At 51.5% G+C, this 13,666-nt stretch carries 13 protein-coding genes and 3 tRNA genes; 8 read left to right on the forward strand and 8 right to left on the reverse strand.

The annotated features are described in order from the left end of the window. The first annotated feature begins 64 nt into the window (after positions 1-64). On the forward strand, positions 65-1,429 hold the full coding sequence (ppnN, locus tag H2P46_RS16035) for a nucleotide 5'-monophosphate nucleosidase PpnN (RefSeq protein ID WP_193405923.1): 1,365 nt from the start codon (positions 65-67) through the stop codon (positions 1,427-1,429). Between the two features lie 34 nt (positions 1,430-1,463). Next, the gene (gene xni, locus H2P46_RS16040; RefSeq protein WP_193405924.1) at positions 1,464-2,177 is read left to right on the forward strand and encodes a flap endonuclease Xni; all 714 of its coding nucleotides are present in this window, start codon (positions 1,464-1,466) and stop codon (positions 2,175-2,177) included. A gap of 40 nt (positions 2,178-2,217) precedes the next feature. Here xni and H2P46_RS16045 read toward each other — a convergent pair whose 3' ends face one another. The 5 genes from H2P46_RS16045 to H2P46_RS16065 form a co-directional block, all read right to left on the reverse strand. Beyond that, a complete protein-coding gene (locus H2P46_RS16045; protein ID WP_193405925.1) occupies positions 2,218-3,186 on the reverse strand; it encodes an IS5 family transposase in 969 nt (322 codons plus the stop codon). A 123-nt stretch (positions 3,187-3,309) separates the two neighbouring features. Next, positions 3,310-4,410, reverse strand: coding sequence for a 23S rRNA (cytidine(2498)-2'-O)-methyltransferase RlmM (rlmM, locus tag H2P46_RS16050; protein ID WP_193405926.1), 1,101 nt, complete (start codon positions 4,408-4,410; stop codon positions 3,310-3,312). Beyond that, complete coding sequence (locus H2P46_RS16055; RefSeq protein ID WP_193405927.1) at positions 4,403-4,798, reverse strand: DUF423 domain-containing protein; 396 nt, start codon at positions 4,796-4,798, stop codon at positions 4,403-4,405. The genes rlmM and H2P46_RS16055 overlap by 8 nt, the downstream gene beginning before the upstream one ends. Before the next feature lie 49 nt (positions 4,799-4,847). Continuing rightward, entirely contained in the window at positions 4,848-5,765 is a 918-nt protein-coding gene (locus tag H2P46_RS16060) for a transcriptional regulator GcvA (RefSeq protein WP_193405928.1), read from the reverse strand. Between the two features lie 335 nt (positions 5,766-6,100). Beyond that, on the reverse strand, positions 6,101-6,325 hold the full coding sequence (locus H2P46_RS16065; RefSeq protein ID WP_193405929.1) for a YgdI/YgdR family lipoprotein: 225 nt from the start codon (positions 6,323-6,325) through the stop codon (positions 6,101-6,103). A gap of 222 nt (positions 6,326-6,547) precedes the next feature. Between H2P46_RS16065 and csdA the strand changes: the two genes are divergently transcribed. After that, positions 6,548-7,756, forward strand: coding sequence for a cysteine desulfurase CsdA (csdA, locus tag H2P46_RS16070; protein WP_193405930.1), 1,209 nt, complete (start codon positions 6,548-6,550; stop codon positions 7,754-7,756). Position 7,757: 1 nt separating this feature from the next. Then, positions 7,758-8,207 carry a cysteine desulfurase sulfur acceptor subunit CsdE gene (csdE, locus tag H2P46_RS16075; RefSeq protein WP_193405931.1) on the forward strand — a complete coding sequence of 150 codons (450 nt, stop codon included), beginning with the start codon at positions 7,758-7,760 and terminating at the stop codon, positions 8,205-8,207. Here csdE and tcdA read toward each other — a convergent pair. Together tcdA and mltA are read right to left on the reverse strand one after the other, a co-directional pair. Further along, the gene (gene tcdA, locus H2P46_RS16080) at positions 8,204-9,004 is read right to left on the reverse strand and encodes a tRNA cyclic N6-threonylcarbamoyladenosine(37) synthase TcdA (protein ID WP_193405932.1); all 801 of its coding nucleotides are present in this window, start codon (positions 9,002-9,004) and stop codon (positions 8,204-8,206) included. The two genes, csdE and tcdA, sit on opposite strands and share 4 nt — an antisense overlap. Before the next feature lie 48 nt (positions 9,005-9,052). Then, positions 9,053-10,201: a murein transglycosylase A gene (gene mltA, locus H2P46_RS16085; RefSeq protein ID WP_193406023.1), complete on the reverse strand. Its 1,149-nt coding sequence runs from the start codon at positions 10,199-10,201 to the stop codon at positions 9,053-9,055. A gap of 204 nt (positions 10,202-10,405) precedes the next feature. On the opposite strand from mltA, the gene H2P46_RS16090 reads away from it, so the two are divergent. From H2P46_RS16090 to H2P46_RS16100, 3 genes are all read left to right on the forward strand, one after another. Further along, positions 10,406-10,482 (forward strand) — tRNA-Met (locus H2P46_RS16090). Positions 10,483-10,531: 49 nt separating this feature from the next. Beyond that, positions 10,532-10,608, forward strand: a tRNA-Met gene (locus H2P46_RS16095). A 49-nt stretch (positions 10,609-10,657) separates the two neighbouring features. Continuing rightward, positions 10,658-10,734, forward strand: a tRNA-Met gene (locus H2P46_RS16100). 105 nt (positions 10,735-10,839) lie between these two features. Here H2P46_RS16100 and amiC read toward each other — a convergent pair. After that, on the reverse strand, positions 10,840-12,087 hold the full coding sequence (gene amiC, locus H2P46_RS16105) for an N-acetylmuramoyl-L-alanine amidase AmiC (protein WP_193405933.1): 1,248 nt from the start codon (positions 12,085-12,087) through the stop codon (positions 10,840-10,842). 232 nt (positions 12,088-12,319) lie between these two features. Between amiC and argA the strand changes: the two genes are divergently transcribed. Then, entirely contained in the window at positions 12,320-13,648 is a 1,329-nt protein-coding gene (argA, locus tag H2P46_RS16110) for an amino-acid N-acetyltransferase (RefSeq protein ID WP_193405934.1), read from the forward strand. The last annotated feature ends 18 nt before the right edge of the window (positions 13,649-13,666 follow it).

Here is a 13,666-nt window from a genome sequence, read left to right on the forward strand (position 1 = left end):
CAGGGATTTTCGTCACTGTCATTACAGTGTCAACAATCACCCAGGCGGGTGTAAAGGAGTTCATTTGATTACCCATATCAGCCCCCTTGGCTCGATGGATCTGCTCTCCCAGCTGGAAGTCGATATGCTGAAACGCACGGCCAGCAGCGATCTTTATCAACTATTTCGTAATTGTTCACTCGCCGTGCTCAATTCAGGTAGCCAGACCGACAGCAGTCATGAGCTGCTTTCCCGCTTTGAAAATTTCGACATTAATGTGTTGCGCCGTGAACGTGGGGTGAAGCTTGAACTGATCAACCCGCCGGAAGAGGCATTTGTTGACGGACGCATCATTCGCTCGTTACAAGCCAACCTGTTTGCGGTATTACGCGACATTCTGTTTGTCAGCGGTCAGTTTTCCGGGTCAGGAAGTTTTCAACATGCTGACGCCGATGATTCGGCCAACATCACTAATACGGTATTTTCAATCCTGCGTAATGCGCGTGCGCTGCACGTTGGCGAATATCCCAACACCGTGGTGTGCTGGGGCGGCCATTCAATTAACGCGGTTGAATATCAATATTGCCGCAACGTCGGCACCCAACTGGGCCTGCGTGAGCTGAATATTTGTACCGGCTGTGGACCCGGCGTGATGGAAGCGCCGATGAAAGGGGCGGCGGTAGGACACGCTCAGCAACGCTATCGTGACAGCCGTTTTATTGGCTTAACTGAGCCATCCATTATTGCGGCAGAGCCACCAAACCCGCTGGTGAACGAACTGATCATCATGCCGGATATTGAAAAACGCCTTGAAGCCTTTGTTCGTATCGCACACGGCATCATTATTTTTCCAGGCGGTGTGGGTACAGCAGAAGAGCTGCTCTATCTGCTGGGCATTATGATGAATCCACAGAACAGCGATCAGGTCTTACCGCTGATTTTGACCGGCCCCAGCGAGAGCGCTGACTACTTCCGCGTATTGGATGATTTCATTGTCAGCACCCTGGGCGAACCTGCTCGTAAGCACTATAAAATCATCATTGACGATGCTGCTGAAGTCGCGCGCCTGATGAAAAAAGCGATGCCGCAGGTGAAGGAGTATCGTCGTGAAACCGGCGACGCTTACAGTTTCAACTGGTCGATTCGCATTGCGCAAGATTTGCAGGTGCCGTTTATGCCTACCCATGAAAACATGGCAAACCTCAACTTATATACTCACCAGCCAGCGGAAAAACTGGCGGCCGATCTACGCCGTGCCTTCTCTGGTATCGTCGCCGGTAATGTAAAAGAGGTAGGCATTCGTGAAATCCGTGAAAAAGGTCCGTATCAGCTTCACGGGGATGCCGACATTATGCATCGCATGGACGAACTGTTGCAGGGCTTCGTTGCCCAGCACCGCATGAAGCTGCCGGGAACCGCTTATATTCCCTGCTATGAAATCATTAAATAAATCAGGAGGCAGTCTACAGGCTGCCTGAATTCACATGTCTTTTCATCTTCTCATCGTTGATGCGCTGAACCTTATTCGTCGTTTGCATGCCGTGCAAGGTTCACCTTGTGTTGAAGGTTGCGTGGCGGCGCTGCGTCAGTTGCTGGCACATACGCGACCTACCCATGTTGTCGCCGTATTCGATAGCGAAATCCGCCATCAGGGCTGGCGACATAATTTATTGCCGGATTATAAAAACGGACGCCCACCGATGCCGGAAGATTTACAGGCAGAAATGCCCGCGCTACAAAACGCATTTCGCGCCGCAGGCGTTAGCTGCTGGGTTGCCGGACAGGATGAAGCCGATGATTTAGCCGCTACCCTGGCGGTAAAAATGGCGCAGGCTGGTCATCAGGCCACGATTGTATCCACCGACAAAGGATATTGTCAGCTGCTGGCTCCGGCGATCCGCATCCGCGATTATTTTCAAAAACGTTGGCTGGATGTCCCTTTTATTGAAGCGGAATTTGGCGTTTCGCCACAGCTTTTGCCAGATTACTGGGGATTGTGTGGTATCAGTAGCAGCAAAATTCCAGGAATCACCGGTATCGGCCCCAAAAGTGCTAAAGAATTATTACAGCGGTTTGGTTCGCTGGAAGGTATTTATCAGCAGCTGGATCAGGTACCCACCAAATGGCGCAATAAACTCCAGGCGGAACAGCAGATGGCGCAAATCAGTCGTCAGGTCGCAACGGGCTTTGTTGAATAAATCAGCTTCAGGACGAGTGACTCTGTAGCTGACCGGGTTTTCAGGCAATACGCACGCTTTCTGGCATACCAGCCTTCGTTATTTTATTCAGCGCACGCACCATGCCCAAAGCCTCTGCTACCTGACCATCGTAATCACGCAGCGTCAGTGAACCTCCGAACAGTTGCTTTACCCTGTCCATGGCCGTCTCCGCTATCGAGCGACGGTTGTAATCTGTTGTCCATTTCCACCGGGCATTACTCCCGGTCAGCCGCTGATTCGCTACTGCACGGTTACGGTCTGCGTACTCTACGGGCCAGTAACCCGCTCCTTTTCGGGGCGGGATGAGGGCACTGATTTTCTTGCGCCGCAGTTCATCGTGACAGAGTCGGGTGTCGTAAGCGCCGTCTGCTGCGGCTGCCCTGATTTTTCTGTGTGTCTGCCGGATAAGACCCGGGAAAGCTTCTGAGTCCGTGACGTTGTTCAGAGACAGGTCCGCGCAGATGACTTCATGTGTTCTGCTGTCAACGGCCAGATGCAGCTTCCGCCAGGTACGACGGCGCTCTTTGCCGTGATTTTTGACTTTCCATTCGCCTTCACCAAAAACCTTCAGCCCGGTGGAATCAATCACCAGGTGTGCGATTTCACCCCGGGTGGGTGTTTTGAAACAGACATTAACCGACTTTGCCCGCTTGCTGACACTGCTGTAATCCGGGCAGCGCAACGGAACGTTCATCAGGGCAAAAATGGAATCAATAAAACCCTGCGCAGCCTGCAGGGTCAGCCGGAACAGGCGTTTAATCATCAGGACGGTGGTGATGGCAAGGTCAGAATAGCGCTGAGGTCTTCCCCGTGATGAAGGCGTTGCCGACTCATACCAGGCATGAGTCGCTTCATCGTCCAGCCAGAAAGTGAGGGAGCCACGGTTGATGAGGGCTTTGTTGTAGGTGGGCCAGTTGGTGATTTTGAACTTTTGCTTTGCCACGGAACGGTCTGTGTTGTCGGGAGGATGCGTGATCTGATCCTTCAACTCAGCAAAAGTTCGATTTATTCAACAAAGCCGTCGCAACGCTAAAACAAGATTTAGAGTTGCAGGGCAACTTAAAAACGCTGCGTTACGAAAGCTGAGTGCCGTAGCACTCAGCCCTGAAAATTAACGTTCGTCGCGACGCCCGCCCGCTGCCGCCCAGATACGACGAATATGTACCGTTACTTCTTCACGATCGTGATAAAGCTGGCGTGCACGGATCTGAGCATTAATGCCGTTCTCCTGCAGCTTTTCTTCCATCATCGCCAGGTTTTGCGTCACTTCTTCATAACGCTTTTTCATTGGCAGCTTCAGATTGAATATCGCTTCACGGCACCAGCCATTTACCACCCATTCTGTCATCAGGTTCGCCACGCGTACCGGTTTTTCCACCATGTCGCAGACCAGCCAGCTGATATTGCTGCGTGGTGGACGGAATTTAAAGCCGTCTGCGCGCTCATGCATAACCTGACCGGTGTCCATCAGAGCCGGTGCCATGGGGCCATTATCCACGGCATAAACCATCATGCTGCGCTTTACTAACTGATAGGTCCAGCCGCCAGGACATGCACCGAGATCGACGGCATACATGCCGCTCGCTAAGCGTTCATCCCACTCATCTGCCGGAATAAAGACATGAAAAGCTTCTTCCAGCTTCAGCGTTGAACGACTTGGCGCATCAGAAGGGAACCTGAGACGCGGGATCCCCATATAGAAAGGTGAGCTGTTTTCCGGATAGGAATACCCTACATAGCAGGTCCCCGGTGCGATGAAAAAGACATGCACCACCGGACGTTTTGGGCTTTCGTAATTCAACAGGATTTTGTGGTCACGTAGACTGGCACGCAGCGGCACGGTAAACTTGCGGCAGAATTTGGTTAGCTCTTTGGCTTCGTTAGTATCCGGCACTTCCACACGCAATTCGCCGCCCTTCTCAACCACGCCAGTGAGCATCCCGACAACCGGTGAGATACGATCTTCCTGCGGCAGGTCACACAACAGTTCGCCGACAACTAACATCTGGCGAGCAAAAATTAGCTGAGCAAAAGGCAAATCCCGGACCAGACGATCGGCATCCTCATGCTGATAACATTCAAACAGCACATAACCTGACTCGTCTTTAACCCGCGGGAAGCCGTAGACTTCGCGCTCTGCAGCCTTTGCCGCAATTTCAGCGGCACACTCTTTTTCAAAGCCGGGACGGCAATACAGCAAAACTTTATTCATGGCGATCTGCCTTTCGTTTCAGACGCAGCGCGCCAATCAACATCAAAAACCAACCAACGAGAAAGCACAGCCCGCCAGCTGGGGTGACAAAAACCCAAAACTTCAAATGCGACAGCGCCAGGCAATACAGACTGCCGCTAAACAGCACAGTGCCCAGTGCCAGAAATGCACTACTCCAGTAAAACCAGATATTGGCGCGACGTAGCATCGCAGCGCCCAGTCCAGTCACCGCTAACGTGTGATAAGCCTGATACTCAAGCCCGGTGTGGATCCACGCCATTTCGGCGGGTCCAAGCGAGCGACTCAAAACATGGGCACCAAAAGCACCAAAAGCCACCAGTAAAAATCCACTGATGGCGGCAAAAATAAACATGGCACGACTGGACATCAAACTACCCTCAAGGTGTATCTGCACGTCGCTGTGCAGAAATCAACATTTACTGATCGTAGCGAAAGCGGAATTTTTCTTGTTCGGTTGCGGCTTTTGCCAGAATCCACTGACGAAAAGCGGCTATTTTACCCAGTTCTGCCTGACTGTCATGACAAACCAGATAAAAAGCATTTTTACTGACTAATACGTCATTGAACGGGCAAATCAGTCGCCCGGCTTCAATTTCGCTTTGCGCCATCACATTGTTCGCTAGCGCAACCCCCTGACCATGAATAGCGGCCTGTAAAACCATCGCGCTGTGGCTAAAAATCGGTCCTTGCTGAACGTTAATATGCTGCACACCCAGTTGACGAATATAGGATTGCCAGTCGCGACGCGAAGCATCATGCAACAAGGTAAAGCGCGACAGATCCAGGGGTGTTTTGAGCGGATTATCGCCAGTCATTAACGCGGGTGAGCAAACCGGTAACAGATATTCGGCATACAGCTTCTCAACGCGTAAACCCGGCCAGTTGCCGCGCCCATAGAAAATAGCCACATCGACATCGTCGGCTAATTTTTCTTCATCGCGGTCAACAGCCTGGATACGCACATCGATTCCCGGATAAGCCATATTAAAGCTAGAGAGGCGCGGAACCAGCCACTGAATAGCGAAACTGGGCAACAGACTAACCGTCAATGCGCCTTTTGCGCTGCGGGCCTGTAATTTGCGCGTCGCTTCGTTAATCGCGGAAAAAATCTCCTTGATGTCTAAATAGTAGCTTTGCCCTTCTTCTGTTAGTAAAAGCGAACGATTCCTCCGGCGAAATAGCTTTAAGCCAAGGAAATCTTCCAGGGATTTTATCTGATGGCTTACAGCTGCCTGGGTGACAAATAGCTCTTCAGCCGCTTTTGTGAAACTTAAATGGCGCGCAGCTGCGTCAAAAACACGCAGTGCGTTAAGAGGAGGAAGACGTTTCGACATGGTTTTCCGTATCCGGACTGGCAGTAAATACCAAAGCTTATACAAAGCCTTTACGTATTAGAATTTTTAATCCGATACATTATAATTTGTCCATTGAGGAAGCTCCAGCAAATACCTATAGTTGCCGCACTTCCTGAGCCGGAACGAAAAGTTTTAGGATTTGTGAGTGAGTTCGCAGACTTTCCGAGAGCTTTTGGCTTGTGGTCGTGATGTTGTGTTTGCAATTTTGATCTGACTTTTACAGATCAACCTTTTGATTCCTGTAGATTTACCCTGTCTGTCCATAGTAAATTTTTAGTATAGCACCGCAAATTGCGGTGCTTTTTTTTACCTGCTTACTGATCTATTTCAACCATCTCTTTCACATCGGTGCGGTTAATCTGCTGTTTATTGCCATTGGCATCTTTATAGCGGATCATGCCGGTTTCATCATCGACCTGAGGTTTACCATCGGCTACGATGGTACGTCCGTCATTGGTATGCATTACGTAGTTGCTCGAACAAGCAGCCAGGGTAAAGGCCATCGTACACATGGCCAGCACTGCGGCGAGTTTTTTCATCTTCTATCTCCTTGCAGATTGATTGCATTAAACCACCCGCGTGACGCTGACCAGAAGCAGCAGATAAGTGAAATCGACTAAATAAGGTCTTATCGTTATGCGGGTTTGGTTCAAACCTTGCAATATTCAGCATAACGCGCTTTTTCAGCTTTGCCAGGCAGGGGCCCTTCTTTCGGCCTGGTCCTGTTTCTTATTACTACGAATTATTCTCAAGAGCCGAGCATGACCGCATTCAATCCCAGTGCTTTTCGCCAGCAATTTCCCGCGCTCGCTGATGCAGGTGTCTACCTCGACAGCGCCGCAACCACGTTAAAGCCGCAGGCTGTTATCGACAACGCGCAACAGTTCTACAGCCTCAGCGCAGGTACGGTACATCGCAGCCAGTTCGCCACAGCGCGTCAGCTTACCGAGCGTTACGAGCAGGCGCGCAGTCAGGTGGCTGACTGGTTAAATGCTGCTGATGCGCACCAAATTGTCTGGACGCGCGGTACTACCGAAGCTATCAATTTAGTCGCAAATAGCTGGTTGCTGCCCCGTTTACAGCCCGGTGATGAAATCGTAGTCAGTGAGGCGGAACATCATGCCAACCTGGTTCCGTGGCTAATGGCAGCGCAAACGCGTGGGGCCAAAGTGGTTAAATGGCCGATTGGCGCCGATCGCCTGCCCGATATTTCGCTGCTGCCGGCCTTAATGAACAGCCGTACGCGTTTGCTGGCGATTGGACAGATGTCAAATGTCACCGGCGGCTGTCCCGACCTGGTCCAGGCGATACAGCTTGCGCATGCGGTAGGCGCTAAAGTGATGGTTGATGGCGCGCAAGGCGTAGTGCACTGTCCGCCGGATATGCAGGCACTGAATATCGACTTCTACGCTTTTTCGGCACACAAACTTTATGGGCCGATGGGTATCGGTGTGCTGTATGGCAAAGCCGAACTGCTGGAAGAGATGGGGCCGTGGCAAGGCGGCGGCAAAATGCTGACTCATGTTGATTTCAACGGCTTCACATCACAACCCGTGCCCTGGCGCTTTGAAGCCGGCACGCCTAACGTTGCTGGCGTGGTTGGCTTGAGCGCCGCCTTATCCTGGCTTAAGCAACATGATCAAAGCAAAGCTGAAATGTGGAGTCAGCAACTTGCCAGTCTCGCTGAAGAACAGCTTACCGAACTGCCGGGCTTTCGCAGTTTCCGCTGCGGCAATGCCAGCCTGCTGGCTTTTGATTTTGTCGGCATTCATCACAGCGACATTGTTACGCTGCTGGCGGAACATGGTATTGCACTGCGCGCCGGCCAACATTGCGCACAACCGTTGATGGCAGCGCTGGGAGTCAGCGGCACGCTGCGTGTCTCCTTTGCACCCTATAATAATCTGCAAGATGTTGATGCATTGATTCGCGCCATGCGTAGCGCCATTGCGTTGTTATCGGAGCCTTAATATGAGTTCACCCCTGTTAGCGCCACATCCTTTTGGCGATCTCATCACCGTTGAAAGCCTGCAAGAAAAGTTTGCACATTTTCATCAGTGGGAAGATCGCTATCGTCACTTAATTCAACTCAGCCGCCAGCTGCCAGCGTTAGCGGAAGGGTTAAAAACGCCTGAAATTGAGCTAAGCGGCTGTGAAAATCGCGTCTGGCTGAGTAGCCAGTTACGCCACGATGGCACGCTGCACTTTTATGGCGACAGCGAAGGTCGCATTGTACGCGGCTTGCTGGCAGTTTTACTTACCGCCGTTGAAGGCAAATCGCCGCAAATGCTTCTTAATGCAGATCCTTTGCAGCTCTTTGATGAGTTAGGCTTACGCGCCCAACTCAGCGCATCACGCAGCAGCGGTTTACAGGCATTAGCTGATGCCGTTCAGGCTCAGGCGCGTAAAGCGTTGCCTTAAGCGTGGCGGGCTGCGCGCGCCAGAAACTTCTTCAGCGCATGTGACACAGCAACAAATCCAAACGTCGCGGTTACCATGGTGGCCGCACCAAAACCTGCTGCACAATCCATTCGTTTCGGGCCTTCCGCCGTACTGCGAGACGCACATACGCTGCCATCAGGTTGTGGATAAACCAGCGCTTCGGTAGAAAACACGCAGTCAATGCCCAACTTCCCTTTACTGTTTTTAACCACACCCAGTTGTTTCAGGCGCTCGCGCAGTTTGGCTGCCAGCGGATCCTGAATGGTTTTTGCCAGATCGGCGACCTGGATTTGGGTGGGATCGATCTGTCCGCCTGCGCCACCGGTAGTGACTAATGGAATCTTATTGCGACGGCACCAGGCGATCAGCGCGGCTTTGGGACGCACGCTGTCAATCGCATCAATGACGAAGTCATAACCTGCCGCCATCAGCTCGGCGGTATTGTCCGGAGTGATAAAATCATCAATACAAATTACTTCACAATCAGGATTGATTGCCCGCAAACGCACGGCCATCACTTCGGTTTTCGCCTGGCCGACATTGCCATTTAACGCATGGATTTGCCGGTTAGTGTTGGTAATACAGACATCATCCATATCAATCAGGGTGATTTTACCGATGCCTGTGCGTACCAACGCTTCTGCCGCCCAGGAGCCAACACCGCCGATACCAATCACACAAAAATGCGCGTCGGCAAAACGTTGCAGCGCATCCTGACCATAAAGACGCGCCGTGCCGCCAAAGCGCTGGCGCCAGGCTTCATTAACCACACTCATAATTGAACCTGTAAAGTCGTGCGGGCCAGCAGGCCCGCAGAAAAAAAATTAATTAGAACCTAACAGTAGTGAACCATTATTACCACTTTGCGGGTTACTGAAAAGCGGCTGACCCGTACCGGGAGCGGCTTTTAAGACCCAGACGCGACCATAGTGATTATAGAAACCGGCAAGGTGCGCCGCATCCGGACCAATGCCCTGATAGATGTCGAAATGCTGGCCCTTTATTGCCCCGCCAACATCCAGCGCCACCATCAGCCGCATTTCATATTTCCCGTTGAACTTGCCCTTCTCATTTAGCTGTGGCACTTCTGCCAGCAATACGGTTCCGGCAGGAATAATGGAGCGATCAGAGGCTACCGACGCTTTAGCGACCAGCGGCACCGCGCTTGCGCCGCGAACCGGTGTAAACTCTTCTGGCTTGAAGAACACAAATGAAGGATTCGTTTCCAGTAGCGCACGCACTTCCTGTGGCGAATGCTCCGCTGCCCATTGGCGAATCGCCTGCATCGACATATTTTCACGCTTCACTTCACCGCGATCGATCAACTCTTTCCCAATACTGTGGTATCCCCAGCCATTTTTTCCCGCGTAGCCAAAGAACTTCATTGGGCGACCATCGCCAAAATCAACGTAACCGCTACCCTGTACGTCCATCATAAAGTTATCAATCAAGGAGTTGCTGTAAGCGATGACGTAGCGATCGTCAATGCCACCGCTATATATAGACGCACGGCTTGGCAATTTTGCGCCACGCTTACGGGGCGGCATCCGGTAAATAGGATACTGGAACTCTCCCTGTCGGGTATAACGCGCTTCCACTACTGGCGTGTAGTAACCGGTAAATTGCACGTTGCCGTAGTTGTCGGTGCCTTCCATCTGAAACGCATTCAAACCAAACTGACGCAACTGACGCGTATCGGCTCCGGCTAATAACCAGCTTTCAATCGCACTGTAAGTGCTGGTCTGACGTCCATACAAACCCGACGATGCATACTGAATCTGTCGCACCTGTTCGCCAAAATCCCTGCCATTAACCGGACGGCCTTTGGCATTAGGCTGGTTTACTAACGCTAAAGGTTGTTCAAGTTTGCCATCTTTATATTGTTGTCCACGATCGGTCGGTTTGGAACTACAGCCAGCCAGCAGCGCTAAAAATGCGCCAGTAAGTGCATACTTCTTCCAACGTCCTTTCATCATCATCTCTTTTTATAAAATGTTCGCCAGGCGACGATAGCAAAGCGTCCGTCAGAATGAAATCCATCCGCTTTGACACGCTTCACATCAGTTTACTTTTTCGCCAGATGGACGAAACCTTCAGCAAATAACTGTAAATTTAATCTTTTAGGTCAAAAAGGGGTTGCAACAATCATCACTCGGCGTATAGTGCGCTTCCACGGACGCGGGGTGGAGCAGCCTGGTAGCTCGTCGGGCTCATAACCCGAAGGTCGTCGGTTCAAATCCGGCCCCCGCAACCAACTCTTCTGCGGAAGAGACAATATGAAAAGTCGCAATGCGCAGTACGGACGCGGGGTGGAGCAGCCTGGTAGCTCGTCGGGCTCATAACCCGAAGGTCGTCGGTTCAAATCCGGCCCCCGCAACCAACTCTTCTGCGGAAAAGACAATATGAAAAGTCGCAATGCGCAATACGGACGCGGGGTGGAGCAGCCTGGTAGCTCGTCGGGCTCATAACCCGAAGGTCGTCGGTTCAAATCCGGCCCCCGCAACCAATCATTTAAGCACCTGAAAGGGTGTTTTTTTGTTTCTGGAATTTGGCAATGTCTGGTTGCCATACGCATTGCCGAAAAAGGTTAGCCAGGGCTATCCTTTTTTCTCTATTCGCGATGCGCCAGCGCCGCTCCGCTATCAAAATACGCCTTAATGCCATGCAGGATGGCCTCAGCAACCTGATGCTGATAGCGCGTGGTGCGTAGCTTGCGCTCCTCTTCCACGTTACTGATAAACGCGGTTTCTACCAGAATTGACGGAATATCCGGCGCTTTCAATACAGCGAAACCCGCCTGATCTACGGTGTGTTTGTGCAAATGATTAATACGCCCCATGCGATGCAACACTTCCTTGCCAAACTTCAGGCTGTCATGAATGGTTTGCCGCTGTACCATATCGAACATAGTGTGATCGAGATAGCGATCGCCACTCATGCTGACGCCCCCAATCAAATCCGATTCGTTCTGGGTTCGTGCTAAAAAGCGCGCAGCAGCAGATGTGGCGCCGCGGGTAGAAAGCGCAAACACAGATGAGCCACGCGCGGCCCGGCTGGTAAACGCATCAGCATGGATCGACACAAACAGGTCGGCTCGCTGCTTACGTGCCTTTGCGACTCTCACCCGCAGCGGAATAAACACATCTTCATTACGCGTCATATAGGCTTTCATGTTCGGCTCTTTGTCGATTAATGCCTTCAGCCGGCGACCAATCTTCAGCACAATATCTTTTTCGCGCGTTTTATATTTGCCATGCGCGCCGGGATCTTCGCCGCCGTGTCCGGGATCGATCATAATGATAATTGGTCGATCGCGACCGGCTTTGCCTGGCAGCGGGGCCTGAGCAGGTTCATTTTTTTCCAGATCGCCCTGGTTGTAATCTTTCAGCAATGCCAGCAGCGGATCGTCTTCTGCCTGATCCTGACTGGGATAAAGATCAACCACCAGACGATGTTTGATTCCGGCAATGGGGGTAAGGCTGAATATTTTTGGCGACACGTTGCGCTTTAATTCCAGCACGATGCGCACGGTGTGGGCATCAAACTGACCCACACGGGCATTTTTGATAAAGGGATCGTCAACGCGAACCAGTTTATTAACGCCTTTCAGAACCGGATTAAGATGCAGGCCGTCAATATCAATAACCAGCCGGTCAGGATGGCTCAGCGCAAATTGCTTGTACTTAAGCGGAACATTAGATTCCAGCGTCATGCGGGAATACGTTGAGGAAGGCCAGATGCGCACTGCAACGATGTGGCTGTTTGCCGCCATGCCGACACGGCTGACACTCAACAACAGTAATGCTCCCGTACCTTGTAAAAATCGTCTGCGTGAAAATAAGGAATTAACTTCGGACATGCCGCTCCAGCTGCTGTGTAATGTCTAAAAAAACGCCAGTTAAATATTGTGTGGCGAAAACTTTATCCAATCCCTGATGCGATGTCATCCTGGAAACTCCAAATAATGCAGGCTGTTAGCGGCTTTGGCATGCAAAAATTCGTAAATTAACGTCAGGATTAGCGCTTGCAATAACCTTCACAAAAGAATAAAAATACAAAAAATTCGAATAACCATTCACTGAGGGTTAGCCGTGAAGGAACGTAGTACTGAACTGGTTCAGGGTTTTCGCCATACCGTTCCCTATATCAATGCTCATCGGGATAAAACCTTTGTCATCATGCTCGGCGGTGAAGCCATTGAGCATGAGAACTTCCCGACCATCATCAACGACATCAGCCTCTTGCATAGCCTCGGTATTCGTCTGGTGGTGGTCTATGGCGCCCGTCCGCAGATTGATGCCAGCCTGGCAGAACACCAGCTGGAGCCGGTTTATCACAAGTTTACCCGGGTTACCGATGCGCAATCGCTCGAATTAGTGAAACAAGCGGCGGGTCGTCTTCAGCTTGATATTACCGCTCGCCTTTCGATGAGTCTAAACAATACTCCGCTGCAGGGCGCGCATATTAATGTCGTCAGCGGCAATTTTATTATTGCTCAGCCGCTGGGTGTGGACGATGGCGTGGACTATTGCCACAGCGGACGCATTCGTCGTATCGATGAAGAAGCCATTCACCGCCAGCTTGATAATGATGCGATTGTCTTGCTGGGTCCGGTTGCAGTTTCTGTCACCGGTGAAAGTTTTAACCTGACGTCGGAAGAAGTCGCCACGCAGTTAGCCATTAAACTGAAAGCGGAAAAGATGATTGGCTTTTGCTCCGAGCAGGGCGTCATCAACAGCGAAGGCGATATTATCTCCGAGCTGTTTCCTAACGATGCCCAGGCGCGTATTGAAGCGTTTGAACGTGAAGGCGATTACCTTTCCGGCACCGTCCGCTTCCTGCGTGGCGCGGTAAAAGCCTGCCGCAGCGGCGTGCGTCGCAGCCATTTGATTAGCTATCGGGAAAGCGGAGCGCTGTTACAGGAATTATTCTCACGCGACGGAATCGGTACGCAAATCGTGATGGAATCCGCGGAACAGATCCGCCGCGCTACCATCAATGACATTGGCGGCATCCTTGAATTGATCCGTCCGCTGGAACAACAAGGCATTCTGGTACGTCGTTCACGTGAACAGCTGGAAATGGAAATCGATAAGTTCACGATTAATCAGCGCGACAATTTGACTATCGCCTGCGCCGCCCTTTATCCGTTTATGGATGAAAAAATTGGTGAAATGGCCTGCGTCGCAGTGCACCCGGATTATCGTAGTTCGTCACGAGGCGAAATGCTGCTGCAACGCGTGGCGCTGCAGGCGCGTCAGATGGGGCTGGAAAAGCTGTTTGTGCTCACTACGCGTAGTATCCACTGGTTCCAGGAACGCGGCTTTACGCCGGTGGATATTGAATCACTGCCGGAAAGTAAGAAAGAGATGTACAACTATCAGCGTCGTTCCAAGGTGCTGATGGCCGATTTAACTTAACACGATGCGGGCGGCAAT

It is taken from the genome of Mixta mediterraneensis, from assembly GCF_014946725.1.
Classification (GTDB): domain Bacteria; phylum Pseudomonadota; class Gammaproteobacteria; order Enterobacterales; family Enterobacteriaceae; genus Pantoea; species Pantoea mediterraneensis.